Origin of the sequence: Actinacidiphila acididurans (assembly GCF_016918855.1) — a bacterium.
GTDB classification, from domain to species: Bacteria; Actinomycetota; Actinomycetes; order Streptomycetales; family Streptomycetaceae; genus Actinacidiphila; species Actinacidiphila acididurans.
The window spans coordinates 406,125-432,006 of record NZ_JADKYB010000005.1 but is presented as its reverse complement, the minus strand read 5'-3'; the positions used below and the strand labels follow the sequence as shown (position 1 = coordinate 432,006).

The 25,882-nt window shown below is 73.4% G+C and carries 16 protein-coding genes; 8 read left to right on the top strand and 8 right to left on the bottom strand.

Annotated elements, in window-relative coordinates; translation table 11 throughout:
• Positions 1 to 41: 41 nt before the first annotated feature.
• Positions 42 to 929, bottom strand: coding sequence for an aldo/keto reductase (locus ITX44_RS12070; protein ID WP_205357113.1), 888 nt, complete (start codon positions 927 to 929; stop codon positions 42 to 44).
• Between the two features lie 306 nt (positions 930 to 1,235).
• On the opposite strand from ITX44_RS12070, the gene ITX44_RS12065 reads away from it, so the two are divergent.
• A complete protein-coding gene (locus ITX44_RS12065) occupies positions 1,236 to 1,682 on the top strand; it encodes a nitroreductase family deazaflavin-dependent oxidoreductase (protein WP_205357112.1) in 447 nt (148 codons plus the stop codon).
• 732 nt (positions 1,683 to 2,414) lie between these two features.
• Here the strand turns inward: ITX44_RS12065 and ITX44_RS12060 are convergent.
• The 4 genes from ITX44_RS12060 to ITX44_RS12045 form a co-directional block, all read right to left on the bottom strand.
• Complete coding sequence (locus ITX44_RS12060; RefSeq protein ID WP_205357111.1) at positions 2,415 to 3,689, bottom strand: vWA domain-containing protein; 1,275 nt, start codon at positions 3,687 to 3,689, stop codon at positions 2,415 to 2,417.
• Positions 3,686 to 5,008, bottom strand: a complete 1,323-nt coding sequence (locus ITX44_RS12055) for an AAA family ATPase (RefSeq protein ID WP_205357110.1) — start codon at positions 5,006 to 5,008, stop codon at positions 3,686 to 3,688. The genes ITX44_RS12060 and ITX44_RS12055 overlap by 4 nt, the downstream gene beginning before the upstream one ends.
• Before the next feature lie 364 nt (positions 5,009 to 5,372).
• Positions 5,373 to 6,806 carry a hypothetical protein gene (locus tag ITX44_RS12050; protein WP_205357109.1) on the bottom strand — a complete coding sequence of 478 codons (1,434 nt, stop codon included), beginning with the start codon at positions 6,804 to 6,806 and terminating at the stop codon, positions 5,373 to 5,375.
• Between the two features lie 225 nt (positions 6,807 to 7,031).
• The gene (locus tag ITX44_RS12045; protein WP_205357108.1) at positions 7,032 to 7,670 is read right to left on the bottom strand and encodes a phosphatase PAP2 family protein; all 639 of its coding nucleotides are present in this window, start codon (positions 7,668 to 7,670) and stop codon (positions 7,032 to 7,034) included.
• A 224-nt stretch (positions 7,671 to 7,894) separates the two neighbouring features.
• On the opposite strand from ITX44_RS12045, the gene ITX44_RS12040 reads away from it, so the two are divergent.
• Together ITX44_RS12040 and ITX44_RS12035 are read left to right on the top strand one after the other, a co-directional pair.
• Positions 7,895 to 8,038, top strand: a complete 144-nt coding sequence (locus tag ITX44_RS12040; protein ID WP_205357107.1) for a hypothetical protein — start codon at positions 7,895 to 7,897, stop codon at positions 8,036 to 8,038.
• 93 nt (positions 8,039 to 8,131) lie between these two features.
• Positions 8,132 to 8,530 (top strand): BlaI/MecI/CopY family transcriptional regulator, encoded by a 399-nt coding sequence (locus tag ITX44_RS12035; RefSeq protein ID WP_205357106.1) that lies wholly within the window; start codon positions 8,132 to 8,134, stop codon positions 8,528 to 8,530.
• Between the two features lie 182 nt (positions 8,531 to 8,712).
• On the opposite strand, the gene ITX44_RS12030 is transcribed toward ITX44_RS12035, so the two are convergent.
• A complete protein-coding gene (locus ITX44_RS12030) occupies positions 8,713 to 9,663 on the bottom strand; it encodes an undecaprenyl-diphosphate phosphatase (protein WP_205357105.1) in 951 nt (316 codons plus the stop codon).
• 737 nt (positions 9,664 to 10,400) lie between these two features.
• Here ITX44_RS12030 and ITX44_RS43200 point away from each other — a divergent pair.
• Positions 10,401 to 13,856 (top strand): discoidin domain-containing protein, encoded by a 3,456-nt coding sequence (locus ITX44_RS43200; protein WP_205357104.1) that lies wholly within the window; start codon positions 10,401 to 10,403, stop codon positions 13,854 to 13,856.
• Between the two features lie 12 nt (positions 13,857 to 13,868).
• Here ITX44_RS43200 and ITX44_RS12020 read toward each other — a convergent pair whose 3' ends face one another.
• Positions 13,869 to 14,810 carry a LysR family transcriptional regulator gene (locus tag ITX44_RS12020; RefSeq protein ID WP_205357103.1) on the bottom strand — a complete coding sequence of 314 codons (942 nt, stop codon included), beginning with the start codon at positions 14,808 to 14,810 and terminating at the stop codon, positions 13,869 to 13,871.
• A 160-nt stretch (positions 14,811 to 14,970) separates the two neighbouring features.
• On the opposite strand from ITX44_RS12020, the gene ITX44_RS12015 reads away from it, so the two are divergent.
• The 4 genes from ITX44_RS12015 (at position 14,971) to ITX44_RS12000 (ending at position 22,465) form a co-directional block, all read left to right on the top strand.
• Positions 14,971 to 16,323 carry an MFS transporter gene (locus ITX44_RS12015; protein WP_205357102.1) on the top strand — a complete coding sequence of 451 codons (1,353 nt, stop codon included), beginning with the start codon at positions 14,971 to 14,973 and terminating at the stop codon, positions 16,321 to 16,323.
• Positions 16,324 to 16,542: 219 nt separating this feature from the next.
• Positions 16,543 to 18,225: an alkaline phosphatase family protein gene (locus ITX44_RS12010; protein WP_307795220.1), complete on the top strand. Its 1,683-nt coding sequence runs from the start codon at positions 16,543 to 16,545 to the stop codon at positions 18,223 to 18,225.
• A 180-nt stretch (positions 18,226 to 18,405) separates the two neighbouring features.
• Positions 18,406 to 20,562 (top strand): hypothetical protein, encoded by a 2,157-nt coding sequence (locus ITX44_RS12005; protein WP_205357101.1) that lies wholly within the window; start codon positions 18,406 to 18,408, stop codon positions 20,560 to 20,562.
• Between the two features lie 349 nt (positions 20,563 to 20,911).
• Positions 20,912 to 22,465, top strand: coding sequence for a CpaE/TadZ family protein (locus ITX44_RS12000; protein ID WP_205357100.1), 1,554 nt, complete (start codon positions 20,912 to 20,914; stop codon positions 22,463 to 22,465).
• A 260-nt stretch (positions 22,466 to 22,725) separates the two neighbouring features.
• Here ITX44_RS12000 and ITX44_RS11995 read toward each other — a convergent pair whose 3' ends face one another.
• A complete protein-coding gene (locus ITX44_RS11995) occupies positions 22,726 to 25,800 on the bottom strand; it encodes an SCO7613 C-terminal domain-containing membrane protein (protein ID WP_205357099.1) in 3,075 nt (1,024 codons plus the stop codon).
• Between the last annotated feature and the right edge of the window lie 82 nt (positions 25,801 to 25,882).

Here is a 25,882-nt window from a genome sequence, read left to right as displayed (position 1 = left end):
GGGCGAGACCGGTGCTGTCACCGTACGGGAACGCGCCCCGGTCAGGCCCCCAGCGGGACGGGCTCGACCGCGTCGAGCAGCGCCAGGTCCTCCGCGTCAAGGGTGACAGCGTCGACCGCGAGATTCTCCTCCAGGTGCGCGATCGAACTGGTGCCCGGAATGAGAAGCATCCGCTCGTACCGCGCGAGCAGCCAGGCGAGGGCGACCTGCGTCGGGGTGATGCCGTACTTGGCCGCCACCGCGCTCACCTGCGGGTCGGCGGCGAGATGCTTCGGGCCGCCACTGCCGAATGCCGAACCGAGCGGGAAATACGGGACGAACGCGATGGCGTGCGCGCGGCACAATTCCAGGATCGCGTCGTCGGTACGGTTCAGGATGCTGTACGCGTTCTGCACCGCGGCAATTCCGGCCGTATCGATCGCGGCCCGAACCGTATCCGCCTTCACGCTCGAGATGCCGATCAGGTCGATCTTTCCCTCGTCGCGCAGTTCGGAAAGCGCGCCGAGTTGATCGGCCAGTGGCGGCTCGGTGCCGTCGGGAATGTCCCGCTCGAAACGGCGCAGGTTCACCAGATCCAGCCGCTCCACCCGCAACGAGCGCAGGTTCTGCTCCACCTGGCGCTTGAGGTCGGCGGGGTCACCGCTGGGCAGCCAAGCGCCCTGCTCGTCGCGGACGGCACCGACCTTGGTGGCCAGCCGCAGACTTTCCGGATACGGGTGAAGCGCCTCGCGGATGAGGTCGTTGACGACATCGGGGCCGTAGAACTGGGCGGTGTCGATGTGGTCCACCCCGTGCGCGACGGCGTGACGGAGTACGCCCTTCGCGGCTTCCGGATCAGCGGGCGGACCGAAGATATTGGGGCCCGCGAGTTGCATGGCACCGAAGCCGACACGGTGAACGGATTTGTTGCCGAGGAACGAAATGCTCATGCATTCACCGTAGGCGCGGGATTGCCGCCGCAGCCAGGGAAGGCCTGTCGGTAGGAATGGCGGTACTACCCAGCACTACCTGGCCGAGGCGCCCGAAAGGACGAGGGTGCCGAAGCACTGCGCCGGCTCCGGGGCGGGGTCTCCGCGCGGAAGCTCGTCGTCACCCTCCTCTGAACTCGCCCTTCTTTGAGGGCAGTTACCGAGTCGTGGTCCGGCGGATCCGCCGCGCGGTCGTGAGTGGCCGGGTAGTGTTCAAGCCGCACGTCCAAGCGCCCGGTCGGCACGTTCTGAGCGTAGGAGATGATGATGTCGGAGTCGGCACGGGACGAGGCCGTCGTGGCCAGCCCCTTCAACCGGCGGATCGTCGACGAGTTCCGGGCCAACGGCGGGCGGGTGGGCGGCGCGCTGGCCGGCACGCCGATGATCCTCGTCCACCACTTCGGCGCCAGGACCGGCATCGAGCGCGTCACTCCGGTGGCCTGCACCCCGCAGGACGACGGCCGTTACGTCGTCATCGGCAGCAACGGCGGCGCCCCGGCCCACCCGCACTGGGTGCACAACCTCCGCGCCCACCCCAGCACCACGGTCGAGTTCGGCACCGAGACGATCCCCGTACTCGCCGAGGAGCTGGCCGGCGCCGAGCGCGCCGAGGTGTGGGCCCAGCAGGTCGCGCGCTATCCGCAGGTCGCGGACTTTCAGGCCAGCACGGCCCGGGAGATTCCGCTCTTCATGCTCACGCCGAGGGAGGGGTAGGCCCCGGGAGGGGTCGCCTCGGGTGAAGTGGGGCCCGCGGGCAGGACCGGTGAGCAGCACCCGGGCAGAAGCGGAGGCCGGGCCCGGCCCGCACCTGGAGGCCCGACCGGCTCGGGCGGCAGCCCGAGGCCAGGCGGACCGAGCCCGGAGGCGGAACAGGACCTGGCGGCACTCGGAGGCCGGGTCAGGCCGGGCAGGGCCTTGGCCCGCACCTGGTGGGCCGGACCAGTCCCGGCCCGCACCCGGAGGCCGGGTCAGGCCGGGCAGGGCTTCGTATCCCGGGGCCAGAGCAGCCCCGACCCGCACCCCGACGCCAGGCCAAAGCGGGCGCGGCCCCGCACCCCGAGGCCAGCCCGGGCCGGACAGGGCCTTGGCCCGCACCCGGAGACCAGGCCGGACCGAGTCCGGCTTCGTATCCCGGGGCCAGAGCAGCCCCGACCCGCACCCCGAGGTCAGGCCAAAGCGGGCGCGGCCCCGCACCCCGAGGCCAGCCCGGGCCGGACAGGGCCTTGGCCCGCACCCGGAGACCAGGCCGGACCGAGTCCGGCTTTGTATCCCGGGGCCGGACCAGCCCCGACCCGCACTCCGAGACCTGGCCGGACCGAGCTGGCCTACGCCCCGACGCCAGGCCAAAGCGGGCGCGGCCCCGCACCTCGAGGCCAGACCGGACAGGGCCCCCGCCGGTAGCCCGAGGCCGGGCCCGGCCAGGCCAGCTCCCGCAGGGCCCGCACCTCACCACCCCGCTCCGATCTCCACCACCCGCGCCCAATCCGGCGGCGAGTCCGGCACGTACCCGTACCCGTACCCGTATTCGTCCTCGTCCTCGCTCCTCGGCGGTCGGGCGAACAGGCCGACGACGGTCCGGCACGGCGGCCGGGTGTCCGGCCACGGCGTCTGCCCGTCGGTCAGGAGCACGACGACGTCGGGCCCGGGGCGGAGCCGGAGCGCCGCGGCGAACCCGGTGCGCAGATCCGTACCGCCGCCGCCGATCAGCGGGATCCCCTCGGCCTGGCACAGCGAGTGCGCGACGTGGGCCGCCGCGTCGCACGGCAGGACGACGACCTGGTCGCGGCGGCCGCCCACGGAACGCGATATCGCGGCCACTTCCAGGAGGGCGCTGCCGAGTTCGGCGTCGCTGACCGAGGCGGAGGTGTCGATGACCACGGCGACCCGCGGCGGTCTGCGGCGCAGGCTCGGCAGGACGACGCCGGGCACCCCGGCCGAACGACGCGACGGGCGGCCGTAGCTGTAGTCCTCGCCCGCGCCCGAGGCGGACGCCGCCGAGCGGACCGCGGCGCCCAGCAACTCCCGCCAGGGCTGCGGCGGATGGAACGCCGTCTCCGCCCATCGCTGCCACCCCCGCGGGGCGCGGCCGGGCCGGCCGGTGATCGCCCGGGCCACCCGGAAGCGGACCGCGTCGCGCTCCTGGTCGCTGAGGCCGTCCGAGCCGTACGGTCCCAGGTCCCAGTCCCGCGCCAGGCCGTCGGCGCCGCTGCCGCAGTCCAGCCAGGCCGCACCCGCGGTATGCGGCCCGAGCCGGAATCCGCGCAGGTACTCCTCCATCAGCTCGCCCTCGGGCAGCCCCAACATCGCCGGCTGGACGGCCCCTTCGGGCCGGACCAGGCCGTCGCCGTAGACGTCGTCGTTGATCTCGCAGTCCGCCGCGATGTTCATCCGCAGCCGTTCCCCCGGGCCGGTCAGCCCGCGCTCCCGGGCGACCCGGTCGCTGCGCCCGTGGTGGTCGCGCAGCAGGTGCGAGACCTCGTGCACCCACACCGAGGCCAGCTCCTCCACCGGCGTACGGTCCACGAAGGCGGGGGAGACGTAGCACCGCCAGTACGGGTCGACGGCCATCGTCGGTACGGTCCGCGACTCCACGGTGTGCAACGCGAACAGCGCCGTCGCCAGGTACGGCCGGGCCCGGGCGGCGTGCAGCCGTGCGGCGAACAGCTTGTCGAGGTCCAGAGGCCGCGGCGCGTCCACGGGCGCCTTTACGTTTCCGCTCATCGCCCACCCCGCGCCGCGAGCCCCACCCGGGCCGCCGCCTGAGCGGCCGCCTGAGCCGCCGCCCGGTCCGCCGATCGGTCCGCCCGCCGGGACAGGGACACCGCCCCGGCAAGCCGTTCGACCGCCGCCGGAACGTCCCAGTCCGCGCGGCGCAGTGCGGCAAGGGCGGTGGCGGGGGCGACGACCAGGTCCGGGGCGCCGGTCTCCAGCGCCCGGACCAGCAGCGCCCACGCGGCGTCCCAGCGGGACCGGTCCGGACGGGCCCGGACCGCCTCCACCACGCCGTCGAGCACGGCCTGCCGCAGATCGCCGCGCTCGGGCAGAGCGGCGCCGGCCGGGTCGGCCAGCAGCTGTTCGGGATCGGGGAGGTCCATCCGGTCCAGCCAGGCCAGCAGCTCCAGGCCGGGGCCGTCCCCCACCGTGCCCCTGACCAGCAGGGACAGTACGTCCCGGGCGGAGCCCGCAGCGGTCGCGAAGGCGATCAGGCACAGGGTCATCTCCCAGCTCCGGGGCGACGGCCAGGGGCCGCCCCGGGCGCCCTCCCGGTTCGGCAACCGGTGCACCAGCCCGGGGCGGGCGGCCAGCAGCCCGCACACCGCGCGGCGGGCGAAGTCGACGGCCGGCGCGAGCTTTTCCGGGTCCAGCCGGGGCAGGGTCGCCCGGGGCCAGGTCCCGCCCAGGCCGCGTACGACCACCTCGTGGTCGTGGGTCCACTGGAGGTGGACGAAACGGTTGGCCAGCGGCGGGCTCAGCTCCCAGCCGTCGGCCGCCGAGGAACGCGGATTGGCCGCCGCCACGATCCGGATCCCCGGGGGCAACTTCAGCGCGCCGATGCGCCGTTCGAGCACGAGCCGGAGCAGGGCGGCCTGCACGGCCGGCGGCGCGGTGGACAACTCGTCCAGGAACAGCAGCCCCCGGCCGGCCTTCACCAGGCGCACCGCCCAGTCCGGCGGGGCCATCGGGACCCCCTGCTCGGCCGGATCGGCGCCCACCACGGGCAGCCCGGAGAAGTCGGACGGCTCGTGCACGCTCGCGATCACCGTGGTCAGCGGCAACTCCAGCGCCGCGGCAAGCTGCGTCAACGCCGCGGTCTTCCCGATCCCCGGCTCCCCCCACAGCAGTACGGGCAGGTCAGCGGCCACGGCCAAGGTCAGGGCCTCCAACTGCTCATCGGTGCGCGGCTCGGTCCCCGCCGCGCGCAGCAGGGTGAGCAACTCACCCGCGACATCGAGCCGCGAGAGGGGGGAGGGGGCGGGATCGGGTTCGGTGTCGGAATCGGCAGGTACGGAAGTGGTGGCGGTCCGGGTGCTCATGGGCATGGGCGATCACCTTTTCTGGTCGAGTGGGACTACGGGCGGGGGTGCGGTTGGCCCGGTCGGGCGTGCGGGGTGCGGGTCCTGGTGGGTGGGAGTACGGGCGGAGGTGTGCGGCCGGCGGTCGGGCGTGCGGGGTCCGGGCTCCAACGGACGGGGGTGCTGGTTCAGGCCGGCGGGAGGGCAGTTCGGGTGCTGGACCGAGTCCGAGTGAGGACGGGCGGACGCACGGAACGGGCGCGGGGCTCCGGTTGAGGTGCGGCTACGGAATCGGCGGTGGACCGGGCCGGAGCGCGGGCTGACGTACGAGACGGCGTGCGGGCGTACGAGAACCAGGCCCGGGTCCCCCGGGCGGAGGTGTGGGAACGGATCAGCGGAAAGCGGCTTGCCGGGGGTGGGAGCGGTGGTAGGGGGAAGGGCGACGGCGGTTCGGGCGGTCGCGGCGGGGGGCAGGGCCCGGGGACGGGCGAAGGAACGCGGCCGGTATGGGCAAGCCGGGGCCGGGGTCGGTGAGTCCGGCGCGGAAGAGGCCATAGGTGATGCGGCGGCGGGCGGCCGCCTCGAGTTCGTCGCGCAGGGCACCGTCCCGCAGCAGGGCGGCCGGGCCCAGCAGGTCCTCGACGACGGCGAGTGCGCCGGCGGTGTCGCCGTGGTCGAGGCGGGCGCGGACGTCGGGGAGCCAGTCGGGGCGGCGGTGGGCCCGGTCGATCTCCTGGAGGCAGGGCAGCGGGGTGCCGGTGAGCGCGGCCAGCAGCTCCTCGCGGCGGAGCTCGGCCGGGTCGTGGTCCAGAGCGGTGAGTACGCCGCCCACCAGGCCGATCCGGTGGGTGGCGCCGCGGCACTGCACGAGGCGCGGTCGCCCGGCCGGGTCCGGGGGGCCGGACGCGGGGGGCGGTACGACGTGGTCCGGTACGAGCGCGGAGGCGACCAGCGGGTGCAGTGCGCCGGGCTCGATCAGTCCGGCGCGCAGCAGTTCCAGGTCGGGCAGCACCCAGGTCGCCGCGTCGGGCAGGACCGGTCCGGCGGAACCGCCGCGCGCCGGGGCCACCGCCGCGGTGCGCAGGACGGGCGGCCCGTCCCCCTCGGCGGCCACGTCCAGGTCCAGCCGTTGCCGCGGCCCGAGCCGTACGGTGACGCGGCCGGCGGACAGCCCCTCCGCACGCAGCAGGATCGCCGCCTCGGCGGCCCACCGGGCGACGGCCCAGTGGGACTCCGGTGGCGCCGCGCCCGGCGGACCGGCGGTCGGCGCGGCACCGTACCCGGCCCGGACCCCCAACTCGTCCGCCCGGTGCGCGTCCCACAGGTGACGGTGCAGGTCGAGGCGGAACCGCCGGTCGGGGCGCGGATGCGGATGGCGGCCGGCCGCGGCGCCGTACGAAGACGCAGACCCGTCCCACAGCGCGAGGGCGATCCGCTGACCGCCGTCGGCCCAGGCGGGCGGGGTCCGGGCCACAAGGTGCACCGGGCCGGCGCGGCCCTCGGTGCCGTAGCGGGCCAGCGTGGTCGTCAGCCCGGGGCGCAACAGCCCGTCAGGAGCGATCCTCGGCATGTGCCAGCGCAGCAGATCGGGTGCCAGCCGGCGCAAATCCGCCCGCACCCGCGCGGCCAGCTCGCTGCCGTGCGCCCGTGCCACGGACCGCAGTCGGAATTCGACGTCGATTCCCGCGGCGGCACAGGCCCCGGCCCAGTCGCCGACCCGGCGGCGGGCACTCGCGGTCTCGATCATCAACGGCGGCACCGCGAACCGGCGCACGCTCGACCAGAAGGAAAGGCGGGTCTCCTCGTCCACGACGTGAGCGCTCATCAGCACTCACCTTGCGTGGACGGGACCCCCAATCTCATGAGGGAGTCATTCATCGCGGGAATCGTAACCCGCCCCGCCCGTACCTGTCATGGGCCCCCGGTCCCGGAGTCCGGCCCCGGAAGCCTCGAACCCCGGAGCCCAAAGCCCCAAAGGCCCCCACCTCATGCCGGTGCCCCGACCGCACGGGGGTGGCGGCCGGGGCACCGGGTCCGGGAGAGCGGCAGCTCAGTGCGGGGTGGAAGGCGCCGCGGTGAGCACCGACTTGAGCGCCCCCGCGCTGAGGCGTTCGACGAGGGGGACCGCGAAGCGGCCGAGGAGGCGGCTGATGGCGTAGGCGACGGGGATGGCGATCACGGCGGCGCCGAGCACGTCGTGCGGGTAGTGGTCGCCGAGGTAGACGCGGGTGAAGCCCTCGAAGAGGGCGAAGACGGCGGCTATGCCGGCCAGGCGGCGGTCGACCAGCCACAGCGCGGCCACCGCGGCGAAGGCGAAGGTGCTGTGGCCGCTGGGGAAGGCGTAGTCGCTGCGGCCGGGGCAGGCGTCCACGAAGTGATCGTGCGGCAGCGAGTAACAGGGGCGGGTCTCGGCCACCAGCTTCTTGATCACCTCGGCGACGGCGAAGGCGGCGACCGAGGCCACGGGTGCGGCCAGCGCCAGCGTCATGGCGGCGGTGCCGCGACGCCGGGCGTTCCACCAGCCGATGACCATCAGTACCGCGAACACGACGAGCCCGGCGTTGGTCCACATCTTGAGCGGGCCGTTCAGCCAATGGGTCTGGTGCGCGAAGTCGGTGACTCTGGTGAACAGCGAGCCGTCGATGCCGGAACCGTCGAAGGCCAGCGGGACCGCGGAACTGACTGTCATCGGGGTGGGTCTCCCAGGGGTCGGTGGACCTGCGTCTCCGGGCCGGCGGCGCCTGCGTGACCCCCTGCGTCTACACTTGTGTAGATGTTGAGGACGAGCCCGGTGGTGCTCCTGGTGCGGATGCGCCGGGACCGGCCGGCGTGGCAGACTCGGCGTCGACTCGGCTTCTACTTTCGGTAGAAGTTCTACTCGACTGTAGACGGTAAATCCGAGGGGATCAAATCATGAACGCCGGGGATACGCGGCGGGAACGACGACCGCTCGGCTCACTGGAGGCCGAGGTGCCGGCGCTGCTCCAGTCCGCCCGGCGGCCGGCCACGCCCGGGGCGGTGCTGGACCGGCTGCGGCGATTGCTGGGCGACGCGTAGTACCTTGTGGCCGGAAACAGCCGGTTGCCGTCGTACGGTCGTACGAATACGTGACGCGAAAGACCGGCGGGGCGCTGGGCGGAGGAGTACGGCGTGGCAGGCGGCACGGCGACGGGTACGCACGACGGCGCCGCCCCGCGGCGGGCGCGCGGCGCGCTGGAGGGCGAGGTGCTGGCCGCGCTGTGGCGGGCGCGGGGCCCGGTGGCCGCGGCGGTGGTGCAGGCGGACGTGGCCGGCGACATCGCGTACACCACGGTCCTGACCGTGCTGACCCGGCTGTGCGACAAGGGCATCGTGCGCAGGGAGCGGGCCGGGCGCGGATACGCCTACACGGCCGTGCAGGGCGAGGTCGACCTCGCGGCCGCCCGGATGCACTCGGTGCTCAACGACGGCGGCGACCGGGCCGCGGTGCTCGCCCGCTTCGTGTCCGACCTGTCGGCCGACGACGAGCGCCTGCTGGAACGGCTGCTGCGCGGCGAGGCCACCGACTGACCCCGGGCACGGCCCGAACCGAGCCCCCGAACCGAGCCCCCGAACCGAGCCCCCGAACCGAGCCCGAGCCGAGCCGGGACAAGGCCGGGGGCGGAACAAGGAAGCACCCCACCCGCACCCCCGGGACCGGTGGGGGCGCGGGCAGGGCGCGCGGAACCGCCTGCCGACCGTGGGCCGGAGTGTCAGGCGAAGTTGACGATGCCCGCCGCTCCGACGACCAGGCAGTAGATCGCGAACGGCGTCAGCGTGCGGGTGGTGAAGTACCGGGACAGGAAGCGCACCGCGATGTACGCGGCGATCGCGGCCACGATGAAGCCGGCGATCACCTGGCCGTGGATGCCGGAGGCGGACGACCCGGCCAGGGTCGGCAGCTTCAACACGCCGGCGGCCAGAATGACCGGAGTGGCCAGCAGGAAGGAGAACTTGGCCGCGTCCTCGTGGTCCAGGCCGCGCAGCAGGCCGCCGACCATGGTGATGCCCGAGCGGCTGATGCCGGCCAGCAGGGCGAGGGTCTGGAACAGGCCGATGACACCGGCCTCGCGGAAGCTCAGGGTCGCCAGGTTCCGCTCGGTGCGGGACCCGTCCTGGATGTCGGAGGCCAGCGCCGCGCCGGGGCCGCCGACCGTTGCGGGAACGGGAGCGTCGGCGGTCCGCCGGGCCTCGGAATTGCGCCGCAGGCGTTCGCCGAGCAGCAGGATCAGGCCATTGATCGCCAGGAAGATCGCGGCGGCCAGCGGTTTGGCGAACAGGGTACGGAAGGTGTGCTCCAGCACGAGGCCGGTGATGCCGACCGGGATCGTGGCGACCACGATCAGCCAGGCCAGCCGTTCGGAGGAGTTGGTGATGGCGCGGGTGCGCAGGGTGGTGAGGAAAGCGCCGATGATGCGCGCCCAGTCCTTGCGGTAGAAGACCAGCAGGGCGCCGGCGGTCGCGACGTGCAGGGCGACGATGAAGGCCAGATAGGGGGATCCCTCGGAGTTCGAGGTGGCGTTCTCGGTGACCAGGTGCTGCCAGGAGCCCCCGATGAAGGCCGGCACGAGGACCGAGTGGCCGAGGCTGGAGACCGGGAACAGCTCGGTCACGCCTTGCAGCGCGCCGATGGTGACGGCCTGGAGATAGGACAGATCGCTCACGGGAATCCTCGTCGGAGGCGGGCCGGGGCGGCAGCCCGTGCGGCCGATTGGTCTACAGGACTGTAGACGTTCTACGCGAATGTAGAAGGTGTTCGGAGGCTTCGCAACCCGCCCCGCCGAGGGCGGTACGTCCCACCGTGCACCGAATTGCCGCCAGGTGAACAGGTGATGCGGGCCGTATGGCTGACCGGTGAACATCTGTGCGGAGAGTGATGTCCCGGCGGGTCCCGGCCGGGCGGACCGGTGGCGCGAATCCTCTTGACGGCGGGGGAACGGGCGTGCTGAGATCCGGGCTTGGAGAGCGCTCTCCGAGATGCTCCGGGGTGGTCCGAGCCGATCCGCAGGGATCCTAGGTCGTCCGCGAGCCTCCCGGGCCGCTCTCCCCGGGCGCACGCCCGGCGCACACCGGGGTCTTCGAGTTCTCGTCACAGGAAGGGCGAGCGCACATGGGGCACGCGACCGCACCGCCCGACAGCCGCTCCGTACCGCGCGCGCATCCCCGTATCTGAGGCCGCCGCGGACCCCGGTCCCACCGGCGGCGACCCGGCACGCGACCGCGCACCACGCGGAAACGCGGAACCCTCGACCGGCTCCGGCCGACACGGCGCCGCCACCCGGCGCCACGGTCCGGACCGCCGCCGCCCCCGCGGCGCGCCACGCGCCGCATCCGGGTGCCCCACCACCCGTTTCCTCCTGTCCCGCGGGCCCGCCGGGCCCGCCACCCCCCTGGGAGCACCATGCATGCCAGTGCTCGGGCGACGCGCCGCGTCGCCCGACAACCTCTCGTCCTGTGGCAGGCCGCGGCAGTGGTCCTCGCCCTGATCGCCGCCCTGTTCAGCACCTCCGGATCCGCGCACGCCGATGTCTCCCTGCTCTCGCAGGGCAGGCCGGCCACCGCCTCCTCCACCGAGAACGCGGGCACCCCGGCGTCCGCCGCCGTCGACGGCAACACCGGCACCCGCTGGTCGAGTGCCGCCTCGGACCCGCAGTGGCTCCAGGTCGACCTCGGCGCGTCCGCGACCGTCTCGCAGGTGGTGCTCAACTGGGAGACCGCCTACGCCACGGCCTTCCAGATCCAGGTCTCCAGCGACGCCAGCACCTGGACGTCCGTCTACTCGACCACCACCGGCACCGGCGGCACCCAGACGCTGAACGTCTCGGGCACCGGCCGGTACGTGCGGATGTACGGCACCGCGCGCGCCACCGGCTACGGCTACTCGCTGTGGGAGTTCCAGGTCTACGGCACCGGCGGATCGGGCGGCACCGGCGGCACCTGCGGCACGCAGAACGCGGCGCAGAACCAGCCGGCCACCGCCTCCTCCACCGAGAACGCCGGTACCCCGGCGTCCGCCGCCGTCGACGGCAACACCGGCACCCGCTGGTCGAGTGCCGCCTCGGACCCGCAGTGGCTGCAGGTCGACCTCGGTTCCAGCGTCCCGGTCTGCCAGGTGATCCTGAACTGGGAGACCGCGTACGCGACCGCCTTCCAGATCCAGGTCTCCACCGACGGCACCACCTGGACACCGGTCTACTCCACGACCACCGGCACCGGCGGCACGCAGACGCTGAACGTCTCCGGGACCGGCCGGTACGTGCGGATGTACGGCACCGCGCGCGGCACGGGTTACGGCTACTCCCTCTGGGAGTTCCAGGTGCACACCGGCGGCTCCGGCACCACTGGAGGCGGAACGGGAGGCACCACTGGCGGCACCACCGGTGGCGGCACCGGCGGCAACTGCGGCCCGAACAACGCCGCCCTCGGCCACCCCGTCACGGCCTCCTCGATCCAGGACAACGACCCCGGCTACTCGGCCTACTACGCCGTGGACGGCGCCGACATCACCCGCTGGGCGAGCGCGGCCTCCGACCCGCAGTGGCTCCAGGTCGACCTCGGCGCGGCCCTGCCGGTCTGCCAGGTCGTGCTGCGCTGGGAGAACGCCTACGCCACCGGCTTCCAGATCCAGCTCTCCAACGACGGCGCCAACTGGACCTCGGTCTACTCGACCACCACCGGCACCGGCGGCGTCCAGAGCGTCAACGTCACGGGCACCGGCCGGTACATCCGGATGTACGGCACCGCGCGCGCCACGGCCTACGGCTACTCGCTGTGGGACTTCGAGGTCTACACCGTCGGCGGGGTGACCGCGACGATCCCGCCGCCGCCCTCGCAGCCGGCCCCGGGCAACTGCCCCTGGATCAACTCCACGGCCGCCACCTCCACCCGGGTCGCGCAGCTCATGGGGCAGATGACGCTCCAGCAGAAGGTGTCGATGCTGCACGGCACCAACGACCCCGACTACATCGGCAAGATCGTCGGCATTCCGTCGCTGTGCATCCCCGACCTCAACCTGGAGGACGGCCCGTCCGGCGTCGGCGACGGCCTGGGCGGGGTGACCCAGATGCCCGACGGCATGGCCTCCGCCGCGACCTTCGACACCGCCTGGCAGCGCGCCTACGGCAACGCGGTCGGCGAGGAGTTCGCCGGGAAGGGCGTGAACGTCGCGCTCGGCCCGACCATCAACATCGTCCGCGACCCGCGCTGGGGCCGGTCGTACGAGACCTACGGCGAGGACCCGTACCTGTCCGGCCAGATGGGCTCGGCCGACATCCTGGGCATCCAGGACAAGGGCGTGATGGCCGAGGTCAAGCACGCGGCCGCGTACAACATCGAGCAGCCGGCCGGCACGATCAACGTGGACGCGCGCACCCTCCAGGAGATCTACCTGCCCGCGTTCCAGACCTCGATCAAGCAGGGCGGGGCCGCGGCGGTGATGTGCGCGTACAGCAACGTCAACAACGTGCCGTCCTGCCAGAACCCCGACATCCTCAACAAGGGCCTGTACCAGCAGGCCGGGTTCACCGGGTTCGTGACCTCCGACTGGGGCGCCATCCACTCCACGGTGGAGTCGGCCAACGCCGGGCTCACGGTGGAGATGCCCAGCGGCTACTACTACGCCGACTACCTGATCCAGGCCGTGCAGAACGGCCAGGTCAGCCAGGCCACCCTGGACACCATGGTGTCGCGGGTGCTCACCCAGATGTTCCGGTTCGGCATGTTCGACAAGGCGCCCACCGGCAACACCAAGGCCGTCGTGACCACCCCGGCGCACCGCCAGGTCGCGCTCCAGGGCGTCGAGGAGGGCACGGTGCTGCTGAAGAACAACGGCACGCTGCCGCTCAACTCCGGCTCCCTGTCCTCGCTGGCCGTGATCGGCGTGGACGCGGGCCCGGGCACGCAGACCATCGGCGGCGGCAGCGGCACGGTCACCAGCAGCGGTACGTACACCCCGCTGGTCGGCATCCAGGAACGGCTGGCCGGCACCAACACCAAGGTGACCTACAACGACGGCTCGGACGTGAACGCGGCCGCGGCCCTCGCCCAGTCCTCCGGCGTCGCGGTGGTGTTCGCCAGCGACAACTACGGGCACGAGGAGGCCGACAACCCCTCCCTCAACCTGCCGAACAACCAGGACGCGCTGATCTCGGCGGTGGCCGCGGCCAACCCGCACACCATCGTCGTGCTCAACAACAACTCGACCGTCCTGATGCCGTGGCTGAACCAGGTCGCCGGCGTCTTCGAGGGCTTCTACGACGGTCAGGAGTACGGCCAGGGGATCGCCGCGCTGCTGTTCGGCGACGTCAACCCCTCGGGCCACCTGCCGGTCACCTTCCCGACCTCGCTCTCCCAGGTCCCGGCGAACACCACCGCCCAGTGGCCCGGCCAGAACGGCGCGGTGGACTACTCCGAGGGCCTGAAGGTGGGCTACCGCTGGTACGACAGCAACAACCTCACGCCGCTGTTCCCGTTCGGGTACGGCCTGTCGTACACCAGCTTCTCCTTCGGCAACCTCCAGGTCGGGGCGCTGAACAACGGCCAGGCCACGGTGACCGCGACCGTCACCAACACCGGCAGCCGGGCCGGCACCGATGTGGCCCAGCTCTACGTGGGCGACCCCGCGTCGGCCGGCGAACCCCCGCACCAGCTCAAGGGGTTCCAGCGGATCACCCTCAACCCGGGGGCCTCGGGCACCGTCACCTTCACGGTGAAGGCCCATGACCTCGCGTCCTGGAGCACCACCGCGGGCCACTGGGTGGCGAACGCCGGCACGTACCAGATCCTGGTCGGCGACTCCTCCCGCAACCTCCCGCTGAGCGGCAACCTGAACAACCCCACGACGGTCACCGCCGACTGACCGATCACGCAATCACCGTCCGCCCCGGGTTTCCCGCCCGGGGCGGACGCGTGTCCGGACCTGCTGCGCAGCCGGGTCGAACATGCTCAGCACGAGGTCGGCCAGGGCGCGGGCGGCGGCGGAGAGCCGGCGGGTCGCCGGGGTGACCAGGGAGACCGCGAACTGCGGGGTGGGCCGGACCGGGCGCAGGGTGATGGCGGGGGAGTCCCGGGTCAGGGAGGCGGTGAGGAAGGCGAAGCCGAATCCGGCCCGGACCAGTTCCGTCACGGTGGGGATGTCGGTGACCTCGACGGCGATCACCCGGCGCAGCCCCTCGGCCAGGAACAGCCGGTCCACGCTCAGCCGGGTGCCCCAGCCCGCGGGGAAGTCCACGAACCGCTCCCCGTCCAGCTCGGCGAGCGGCACCACGGAGCGGCGGGCGAAGGGGTGGTCGTCCTGGCAGGCCAGCAGCAGCGGCTCGGTGGCCAGCGGATGCACGCTCAGGCCCGGTGGACGGCCGCCGGGCAGCGAGACGAAGGCCAGGTCGAGCCGGCCGTCCGTCACCTGAGCGGCCAGCTCCACCGACCCGCCCTGCGCGGTGCTGGGCACGATCTGCACCTCCGGGTGCTCCCGGTGGTAGCGGGTGAGCAGCGCCGCCAGGTCGATCAGCGTCAGCGAGTGCATGATGCCGACCCGTACGGTGCCGCGCAGCCCGCCGTGCACCGCGGCCACCGCGTCCCGGGCCGCCTCCACCGCGGCGAGCGCGTGCCGCGCCTCGACCAGCAGAGCCCGGCCCGCGTCGGTCAGCGCCACATGATGCGTCGAACGGTCGAACAGCGGGCCGCCCAGCTCCTTCTCCAGCGACTTGACCGACACCGACAGCGTGGACTGCACCAGGTGCAGTCGCTCGGCGGCGCGGGTGAAGCTGCCCTCCTCCGCGACGGCCACGAAATGTTCGAGGTTGCGCAGTTCCATCGGCTCTTCCCGCGGTCCGGCTCGCCGGCGTGCGCTTATTCATGCGCTTCATAGCCGTCATCGAAACTCTTCGTTGGACAGCATAACCGTGCCGGGCCGACCCTGAGATGCGGAGGACCGCGGAGCGCCGCGGGACCGACGAGGAAACGAAGGACGCATCATGACCGCTGCGACCACTGCCGGCACCGCGCCGGAGCACCACGCCGGGCTCCGGCGCCGGCGACGGCATCACTCGTTCGGGTTCTGGGTCGCCATGCTCGCCTTCCTGGTGAACATGGGCTTCTCGGCGGTCCCGACCCCGCTGTACGTGCTCTACCAGCACCGCGACCACTTCTCCACGATCATGATCACGGTCGTGTACGCGGTGTACGCGGTCGGCGTGATCGTCAGCCTGTTCCTGGGCGGCCATGTGTCGGACTGGATCGGCCGCAAGCGGGTGCTGGTGCCCGCGCTGCTGATCGACGTGGTCAGCGCGACGATCTTCCTGACCGAGCCCAGCCTGCCCGGGCTGCTGGTGGCCCGTGTGGTCAACGGGATCTCGGTCGGGCTGACCACTGCCACCGCCACCGCGTACCTGGCCGAACTCCACCAGGGCACCGTCAAGGGCGCGCCCGCCGGGCCGACCCGCAAGGCCCAGGTGGTCGCCACCGCCGCCAACCTCGGCGGCATAGGCGTCGGCCCGCTGGTCGCCGGGCTGCTCGCGCAGTACGCCCCGCAGCCGCTGCACCTGTCGTACGTGGTCTTCGGCGCCGCGCTGCTGCTGCTCGCGGTGCTGGTGGCGGTCGCCCCCGAGACCGCGACGCGCCCGGACCCCGCGCCGCCGTACCGCCCGCAGCGGATGGCCGTCCCGGCGCACGCCCGCCGGATGTTCTTCGCCGCCACCGCCGCGGGTCTGGCCGCCTTCGCCGTCTTCGGCGTGTTCAACTCGCTCGCGCCGAGCTTCCTGGCGGGCACGCTGCACCAGAGTTCGCACGCGGTGGCCGGCGCGGTGCCGTTCTCGGCCTTCGCCGCGGGCGCCGTCGCCCAGATCGCGTTCAGCCGGGCCGGGCTGCACCTGATGCTGCGGGTCGCGCCGCTGCTGCTGGTCCCGGGGCTGGCCCTGCTGGCCGCCGGCATGTGGTTGCCGAACCTCACGGTCTTCGTGGTCGGCGGTGTGCTCAGCGGCGCCGGCGGCGGCCTGGCCTTCCGCGGCGCACTGGGCGCGGCCGGTGCCACCGCCCCGCCCGAGTCCCGCGCCGAGGTGCTGGCCGGCTACTTCCTCGGCGCCTACATCGGCCTGTCGGTCCCGGTGGTGGGCCTGGGCGTCGCCACGCAGTACGTGGCCGCGCGCACGGTCATGCTGGTGTTCGTCGTGATCGTGGCCGTCGCGCTGGTGCTGTCCACCCGGATGGTGCGGGGCGCCGCCGCGTCGGGCTCGTTCGTGGTGACGGGTTCACCGTCCGGTACCGAGCGGGCCGCGGACACCGAGCAGGCCGGGGAAGCGGACCCGGCGTCCCGTACCCCCGGCCGCTGAGCGCCCTCCCGCCCACAAGCTCCGCGCCACCCGGTCTTCACCTTCTACGTCTTGTCTGAGCACGGACAAGATGTAGAAGATGGCCTCGCCCCGTCGTCAGGCGGCGAGGCGCGGCCCGCGGTGATCCACGGGCCGGTTCCGCATGCGCTCGAACCGGAGTTCGGCCCGTGCTCCGAGGCAATCGGTGCACGAGGACTGCACAAGGACGAGGAGACCACCGTGCGCGCGAAACGTATGAGTTCGGCCCTGGCGACCCTGGGGCTGCTGGCGGGCCTGTCCGCCGCCCTCACCACCGCGGCCGCCGCCCAGCCCGCCACCGCCGCGAAGTCCGCGACCGCCGCGAGGACCGTGACGACCGCCGCCGGGAAGGCACCCGCAGCCACCGCCGCGGTGCCCCGCCCCGACCACGTCGTGATCGTCGTCTTCGAGAACACCTCGGCCGGCTCGATCGTCGGCAACTCCAGCGCCCCGTACTTCAACCAGCTGGCCTCCAGCGGGGCGAACTTCACCAACTCCTACGCCATCGAGCACCCGAGCCAGCCCAACTACCTGGACTTGTTCTCCGGGTCCAACCAGGGCGTGACCGACGACTCCTGCCCGCACACCTTCAGCACCACCAACGAGGCGTCGCAGCTCATCGCCAAGGGCCTGACCTTCACCGGCTACTCCGAGAGCCTGCCCTCGGCCGGCTCCACGGTGTGCACCTCCGGCACCCACGGCTACGCCCGCAAGCACAGCCCCTGGGTGAACTTCAGCAACGTGCCGGCGGCCGACAACCAGCCCTTCACCGCCTTCCCCACGGACTACACCCAGCTCCCCACCGTCTCCTGGGTGATCCCGAACCTGTGCGACGACATCCACGACTGCTCCATCGCCACCGGTGACACGTGGCTGAAGACCCACCTCGACGGCTACGTGCAGTGGGCCAAGACCCACAACAGCCTGCTGATCACCACCTTCGACGAGGACGACAGCACCGGCCCGAACCGCATCGCCACCTTCTTCAACGGCCAGCCCGTCAAGCCCGGCACGTACACCGAGCACCTCGACCACTTCGGCGTGCTGCGCACCGTCGAGGACATGTACGGCCTGCCGTACGCCGGTTCCGCCGCGACCGCCACCCCCGTCACCGACGCCTGGACCACCGGCGGCACCACGGGCAGCGTCACCGTCACCAACCCGGGCAGCCAGACCGGCACGGCCGGCACCGCCGCCTCGCTCCAGCTCGGGGCCACCGACACCGCCGGCGGCACGCTGAGCTGGACCGCCGGCGGCCTGCCCGCGGGCCTGAGCATCGCCCCGGCGACCGGCCTGATCTCCGGCACGCCCACCACCGCCGGCACGTACACGGTGACCGCGACCGCCACCGACAGCACCGGCCCGAGCGGCACCGCCACGTTCACCTGGACCGTCGGCTCCTCCGGCGGCACCGGCTGCACCCCGTCCCAGCTGCTCGGCAACCCCGGTTTCGAGACCGGCACCGCCGCGCCCTGGACCGCCAGCAGCGGCGTGGTCAGCAACTCCAGCAGCGAGGCCGCCCACTCCGGCTCCTGGAAGGCGTGGATGGACGGCTACGGCAGCACCCACACCGACACGCTCTCCCAGTCCGTCACCGTGCCGGCCGGCTGCACCACCGCGAGCCTGAGCTACTGGCTGCACATCGACACCGCCGAGACCGGCTCGACCGCCTACGACACCCTCAAGCTCCAGGCGGTCGTCGGCAGCACCACCACCACGCTCGCCACGTACTCCAACGCCAACGCCGCCACCGGCTTCCAGCAGCGCACCGTCGACCTGTCCTCGTACGCGGGCAAGACGGTCACCCTGAAGTTCACCGGCGCCGAGGACTCCACCCTCCAGACCAGCTTCGTCGTCGACGACACCGCGCTGAACGTGTCCTGACCCGGGCCGGGACCCGCTGTCCCGACCCGCGGCGCCGGCCCGCCACCCCCGGCGGACCGGCGCCGCTGTCATGTTTCTGTAAACCCGCTGTGTGACCGGCGCCACTGTGGCACGCTGCCCGCCGTACCTCGTTCTACGCGCGTTGTGACAGTCCGCGAACACCAGGGAGCAGGGAACGCGATGCGAAGATCACGGGTGGTGGCGGCCGCGCTGGCCGCCGGTCTGGGACTCGGGCTCGGCCTCGGCGGGGTGGCGGTCTCGCCGGCCGCCGCCAACGGGCAGGCCGCACCGGGCACGGCCACCGCACACACCGAGGCGGGCTGCGACCTCGCCCCGGCGAACCCCGGCCTGAAGCATGTGATCTACCTCCAGTTCGACAATGTGCACTTCACCCGGGACAACCCCAACGTCCCCTCCGACCTGGAGCAGATGCCGCACCTGCTGAACTTCCTCACCGGCAACGGCGTGCTGGACGACAACCACCACACCCCGCTGATCGCCCACACCGGCAACGACATCCTCACCTCGCTGACCGGCCTGTACGGCGACCGCCACGGCCAGCCGGTGTCGAACGCGTACCGCTACTACAACCCGGACGGCAGCAGCAACAGCGCCAGCACCTTCGCGTACTGGACCGACGGTGTCGCCGACTCCTCCGTGCCGGCGCCGAGCGACAAGGCGCCCACCATGGTGACCCCCGACGGCAAGAACACCCCGGCGCCCTGGGTGCCGTTCACCCGGGCCGGCTGCGACGTCGGCGCGGTGTCGGCGGCCAACACCATCCTGGAGAACACCACGGTGGACATCACCAAGGTGTTCGGCGCCAACTCCGCCGAGGCCGCCGAGGCCAAGGCCACCCCGGCCAAGGCGCAGGCCGACTTCGTCGGCATCGGCGTGCACTGCGCGAAGACCTCCCCGCTGTGCACCGGCGCCGGCCCCGCCGCGCACGACGACCTGCTGCCCGACGAGCCCGGCGGCTACACCGGCTACCAGGCGCTGTTCGGCGCCAAGTCCGTCGACCCGGCGATCACCGGCGGCGCCGCCGCGGTCCGCTCCACCGGCGGCACCCCGATCACCGACCCGGCCGGCAACCCCGGCTTCCCCGGCTTCGACTCGATGTCCGCGGCCAACTCCCTCGGCTACGTCGCCCAGATGCAGGAGGCCGGCGTCCCGGTCACCTTCGCGTACATCTCCGACGCCCACGACCGGCACGTCGCCCCCACCGGCGCGTACGGCCCCGGCGAGGCCGGTTACGTGGCGCAGCTCAAGTCCTACGACGACGCCTTCGGCACCTTCTTCGACCGGCTGGCGGGCGACGGCATCACCACCGCCAACACCCTGTTCGTGGTCACCGCCGACGAGAACGACCACTTCGTGGGCGGCGCCCCCACCCCGGCGAACTGCGACGGCGTGACCGTGCCCTGCACCTACGGCCAGATCGGCGAGATCAACGCCAACGCCACCGGCCTGCTCGCCACCCAGCAGGGCGTGACCACCCCCTTCGGCGTGCACGCCGACTCCGCGCCCAACTTCTACCTCACCGGCAACCCGGCGCAGACCGCCGCCACCACCCGCGACTTCGAACGCGCCTGGTCCAAGGTCACCGCCGTCAACCCCATCACCGGCCGCACCGACAAGGTCAACAACTACCTCGCCGACCAGGCGGAGATGAAGATCCTCCACATGGTCACCGGCGACCCGGCGCGCACGCCCACCTTCACCTCCTTCGCCGACCCGAACTACTACGTCTACGGCGGCGCCGCCAACTGCGCCTCCCCGTGCGTGGCCCTCGGCCCCGGCTTCGCCTGGAACCACGGCGACTTCGCCGGCGACATCACCACCACCTGGCTCGGCATGGCCGGCCCCGGCGTCAAGCACCTCGGCGTCAGCGACGCCGTCTGGTCCGACCACGCCGACATCCGGCCCACCCTCCTTTCCCTGCTCGGCCTGCACGACGACTACCGCACGGACGGCGTGGTCCTCACCGGGCTGCTGAACCGCTCCGCCCTGCCGGCCGGCCTGCGCACCCACACCGAGAGCTACGAGAAGCTCGCCGCCGCCTACAAGCAACTCAACGCTGGCGTCGGTGACTTCGCCGCCGCCACCCTCCAGTTCTCCGACCGGGCCGTGTCCTCCGCCTCTCCCGGCGACGGCGTCTACCGCGCCGACGAGGCCGCCCTCACCGGCCTCGGCACCGCGCGCGACCTGCTCGCCGCCCGCATCGCCACCGTGCTCGACGACGCGGCCCTCACCCCGGACCCCGTCTCCTCCGCCACGGCGGCCCACCTCACCCGCGCCGCCGACCTCCTCGTCGCGGCCGCCCAGCACCTCGGCTGACCCCTTCCTCCAACCCGGCGCCCCGGAACCCCCGTTGTTCCGGGGCGCCGGCCTGTCCCCGGCTCCTTCCCGTCCCTGATAGGTTCCGATGAATGGTGTACGTGGGGCGGCGGGGGACCAGCCGGATGAGCCTTTCTTCTCACGGCGTCCCACGGGAGTGGGCGCCGTTGTGCCGTGATTTCGCCGGCCGTACGGAAGCACTGCCGGTACGGATCGCCACTTGTGCGCCCGCCCGGGTACGCCGCGCCACCCGGCCCGCCGCTTCCCGCCCGAGCCTGCCGCCGACCACCCGCCTCGCCGGCCTCCGCCCGGCCCCCGCCCTCTGACAGCGGAAGGGAACCCCACGACGATGGACCACCCCGCCGACCCCGAGGGCAAGCTCCCCCACCCCCTCACCCCGGCCGCCCCGACCGGAGGTCCCCGCGCCGAGGGGGTGACCCCGGAGACGGCCGCGCCCGACCCGGCGAGTACGCCAACGCCCCCGGCACAGAGCCCTGTTGCCGCCGAGGAGACGGCACCGGACAAGGCCCCCGACGCAGCCGCTCCGCCCGTTGTGCCCGCACCTTCCGCCCCGGCGCCGGAGACACCCGCTCAGCCCGAGCCGTCCGTGCCGGACGCCCCACCGGCGCAGGACGTGGCCGTCCAGGTCGAGCCCGCCACCGGCCCGGCACCGGACAACGACGCCGCAGCCCCGACCCCGGCTCCCGAGGAGCCGGTCCCGGCCGCGGTGGCCGTACCCGTGGCGTCCAGGACCGTACCGCCGCCGCCTTCCCACCCACCGGTCGTGCCGGCCACCGCCCCGGCGACGTACCCGCAGCAGCAGACCCAGCAGCAGCCACACCCGCAGCCGTACCCACCCGCCCAGGCGCAGCCGCAGGCCCAACCGCGGCCGTATTCAGGGCCGCCGACCCAACCCCACCCCCAGACGTACGCTTACCCCTCCACCACGCGTCAGCTCCCCGCGTCGCCCAACCCCGTGCCCGCGGTGGACCAGGGAGCGGCGGCCGTGCGGCGGGGGGAGCGGCACGGGGACTCGGTGGTACGGCGGGCCGGCGACGCGGTGCTGCGCCTGGTGGCGCCGTCGGGGTCCAAGGAAGTGGCCGGGGGCAAGGAGATCGCGCAGGCGATCCAGCAACCGGTGAACGGCGGCGGCCGCCAGATCGCGGTGACCAGCATCAGGGGCGGCGCCGGGAAGACAACGGTGGCCGCACTGCTGGGCCTGATGTACGCGCACTACCGCCCGGACCCCGTGCTGTCCGTCGAGGCGGACGCCGCGCTCGGCACGCTGCCGGCCCGGCTCGGCGCCGACACGGTCCGCTGGACCTGCGCCGATCTGGCCCATGTCGTCACGCCCACCATGCAGTTCATGGACATAACCGGCTACCTGCTGCACACCCGGAGCGGCGGCTGGCTGCTGCCCGGCAGCCAGGGCCAGGTGGGCGCACGGCTGGACATCCCGGCCTACCGCAAGGTCACGACCGCGCTGCGACGCTGGTTCGGCGTCACCGTCGTGGACTGCGAGTCCCTGCCGGGCGAACTGGCCCGTACCGCCATCGACACCGCCCAGGCCCGGGTCCTCGTCGCCCCCGCCACGGTCGAGGGCGTCAACAGCACCCGCACGGTCCTGGACTGGATGGCCGGCGTCCCCCACATGCTCCAGGGCACGGTCGTCGTCCTCAACGCCGCCGCCCCCCACCCCGCGATCGACGTCACCGCCGCCACCCACTACCTCGCCCACTCCGGCGTCACCGTCCTCACCGTCCCCCACGACCGCCACCTCGCCGCCGGCGGCCCCGTCCGCATGCCCCTCCTCGCCCGCGCCACCCGCGAATCCGCCGGCCACCTCGCCGCCACCCTCCTCACCCGCGCCAACGGCCGCGCCCCGAGCGGCTTCACGGACTGAGCCCGCGCTCGTACGTCGCCCGACGTAGGCAGCAGTCCCCCTGCGCGGCGGGGGCGGCAGGAGCCCCAGCGACTGCACGGGGGCGGGTTCATGGGGGCACCTTCACCGAGTGAACGCTCGGCCGTCCTGCCCCGAGCCGCCGCTCGTACATGCCGCCCCGACACGCGGCGGCAGAGGCACGCATCGCGACAGCGGCCCCGACAACTGCTCGACGACCGGGACGGGTCCGTGGACGGGCGCCGTCACCGACCACTCCCGCCTCACTCCATCCGTCGCACGTTCTCCCGCAGCCGCCGCCCCGCCGCGAGCCGCCGCTCATACGTGGCTCCGACGTACAGCAGCAGTCCCCCCGCGGCGGCCAGTGGCACCCACCTCGGCAGCACCCCCAGCGACTGCACGACAGTCGGAGCCAGTTCGTGCAGGCCGTCCACCAGCAGCACCCCAGCACCCACCAGCAAGGGCGCCCGCAACCGCAGCCGCGCCCCGAACAGCGTCACCACCAGCGCGACCGCCCCCAGCACCAACGGCCGCACCCACGACACGTCGTCCCACGCCGCCCACAACGCGGGCAGCATCCCCATCCCCAACCCCGACCCGTACGCCGCCCACGACCCCATCCCGGGCTCCCGCCGCCGCCGCACATGCCCCAGCACCAGCACCACAACCGCCGGCGGCACGGTGTACGGCTCCGGCGCCTCCACCCCACCCATCACCAGCCGCACCCACGACGCCGCCGTCAGCAACACGGTCGCCCCCACGACCCCGACCCCCCGCCGTTCCGCCCGCAACGCCACCCCCAGCGCCGCCACCCCGGCAATCGCGAGCGCCAAGCCGAACGTGTCGGCGTCGACCGCAGCCATCACCAGGGCAAGCCCCGCGGCGACGTAACCGGTGATCTCCACCTCAAGCCCGCGAGCCGGGCCGACGGACCCCACCACGGAACCCTCCGGCCGACCACCCCCAGAGCGACCGGACCGACCGACCGCAGACCCACCGCCATGGCCACCGGCCCCACCGACGCCAGACGTACCGCCCAAGTGACCGGACCGACCCACGGGTCGGGACCCACCGTCGGCGTGAGCCGACCCACCGGCGGGTTGGGACCCACCGTCGGCGTGAGCCGGCCCACCGGCGGGTTGGGACCCACCGTCGGCGTGAGGTGCCCCACCGGCAGGTGATCCGGCGGCCCCGGCCTCGCCCGGGTGGACCTCGGGAGGGGCCGGAGGCGTGGGGGTCCGAAATGCTGACTTATATTTGTGGGCCGCCAGGCCCGTAAATATGAGATTTCGGACCCCCATGCCGGAGGCACCGACCCCGGCTCGCAAAGCCCCCGCCCCGCCCCGGCTCAGCCCCGCCGCAACCGGCACGGTCAACACCGCGACCCCCAGCACGGCAAACGCCCCCACCTGCGGCGCAAGCCCCGCCGTATCGGCCCCCCGCGCCGCGGTGACCGCGAGGGCGCCCACGGCGAAGGAAGCGGCGCCCGGAGCGCTACGGGCAAGGGCCGCACCCAGGACGGACGCCGCCCCCCATACGGTCAGAGCCGCCGCAGCGCTGGGCAAGGACCAGGTGAGCCCGACCAGGCCACCGCACAGGAGGACGTTCCAGGCGAGGTCACGCCCCTCCCGGAGCGGCCCGAGCAGAAGCAGGGCCGCAGCAAGGAGCGCGGGCAAGCACGCGAGGGCCACGACGGAGGAGTACGGCAACCCGCCCGCCAAAGGCGAAAGCACGGCTCCACCGACCCCAACGAGAGCCACACCATGAAGCACGGCCCGCTCCCCCAACCGCACCCCCACCACGCCCCCGACCCCGGCGACCACCAAGAACACAACGGGCACGACCCCACCGACGCCCCACTCACCGGGCTCCCACCGCTGCCCGGGCAACGCCTCCAGGAACGGCCGCACGAACGCCTCCCCGGCATAGGGCACCACGCGGAGGAACGCCACCAGCAGCCCCAGCCCCCCGGCCACGGCGAACCCACCCCGCACGGGCCGCTCCCCGAGGGCGAAGGCCGGGCCGGAGAAAGCAACCGCACCCACGACCAGAAGGGCCGCTGGAAGAGCCGGGGCCAAGGGGGCCCAGGAAGCGGCGAAGGCGAGCCGGGGAAGAGCCGCGGCGGCGGCGAGGAGCGCGAGGCCGCCGCAGACGGCGACGAGCGGCCGGGCCCAGGCGGGCAGAAGCGAAAGACGGGAAGCGACGGCCACAGCGAAAAGCGCGAGCAGAAGAAGCGGCACGCACGCGCGTAACGCCCCGCCGTACGTGGTCGCGGAGGACGCGAGGTCGGCGGCGTAGGACCCGCCGAGGACACCCCAGAGTGCGCCGAGCCCGAGGGCCGTACCGGACAGGGCCTTCGCCCCGCGGCCCGCACGCCCGACGAAGGGCCCGGCGAAGAGCGCCATGGCAACGTCGAGCGCGGCGAGGCCGACGGAGCCGGTGGCCCGTACGACCGGCCCGGCGTCGTGGGCGGCCACGGTGAGCGGGACGGTGAACTGGAGGAGGGCGAGCGCGGCGTAGGGCAGGACGGTGGACCGCGTCCACCAGGCGTAGCCGGCGGCGCCGAGCGCGGTGGCGGCGGTGGCCGCGGCCCAGTAGCCGGTGACGCCGGCCCGGTCGAGCCCGGCCGGCCCGGCGGCGCGGGCCGCGTACCAGTCCAGCAGCACCAGGGCGAAGCCGACGGAGCCGGCCGTCTCGGCGGTGGCGGTGAGCCCGCGGCGGCGCAGCGGGAAGGGTACGGCCAGGGCGAGCGCGGTGAACGCGCCGAGTACGGCCGCGCGGCCCCCGATCCCGAGCCGGCCCCAGTTCACCAGGGTGAACACCAGCCCGGCCACGGTGACCAGCAGCCCCCCGAGCACGAGCAGCACGGTCTGCACGGAGGGCGCCGAGGCGTCCCCGCCCGCCCGCCCGCCCCGGAAGGCGGCACCCCAGCCACCACCGGCTCCGGCACCCGGTCCGGAACCCCAGCCGCCGCCCGCACCGCCCCACCGGGCGCCGGACGCCTGCCCCCACCGGGCCTCCCCGGCACCACCCCAGGCGTGAGCCTGCGTCACGCCGGCGAGCGAACCCTCCGGGCCGCCCACTTGACCGAGGCCCACGACCTCGCGGACCCGCTCCAGCCGCAGATCCCGCAGCGCACGTAGCAGATCCATTCGGCGCTGCACCAACTCCGAGCGCTTGGAGTCGAGTTCGGCCAGCTCCGCGGCGACCGCGCGGAACTCGTCCGCGAGGGGCCCGGTCAGCGGCAGCCGACAGCGCGGGCAGTCGGCCGTACCGGAGGGCAGAGGGGACGGCAGGGGCTGCCCGCAGTCGGGGCAGAACGACACGTCGGTGTCCATACCGCGAGTGTCGGCATGCCCGGGATGCGGCACATGAGTACCCGTACTCAGCCGAGTTGAGCTTCACCCGCGGGCATCGCCC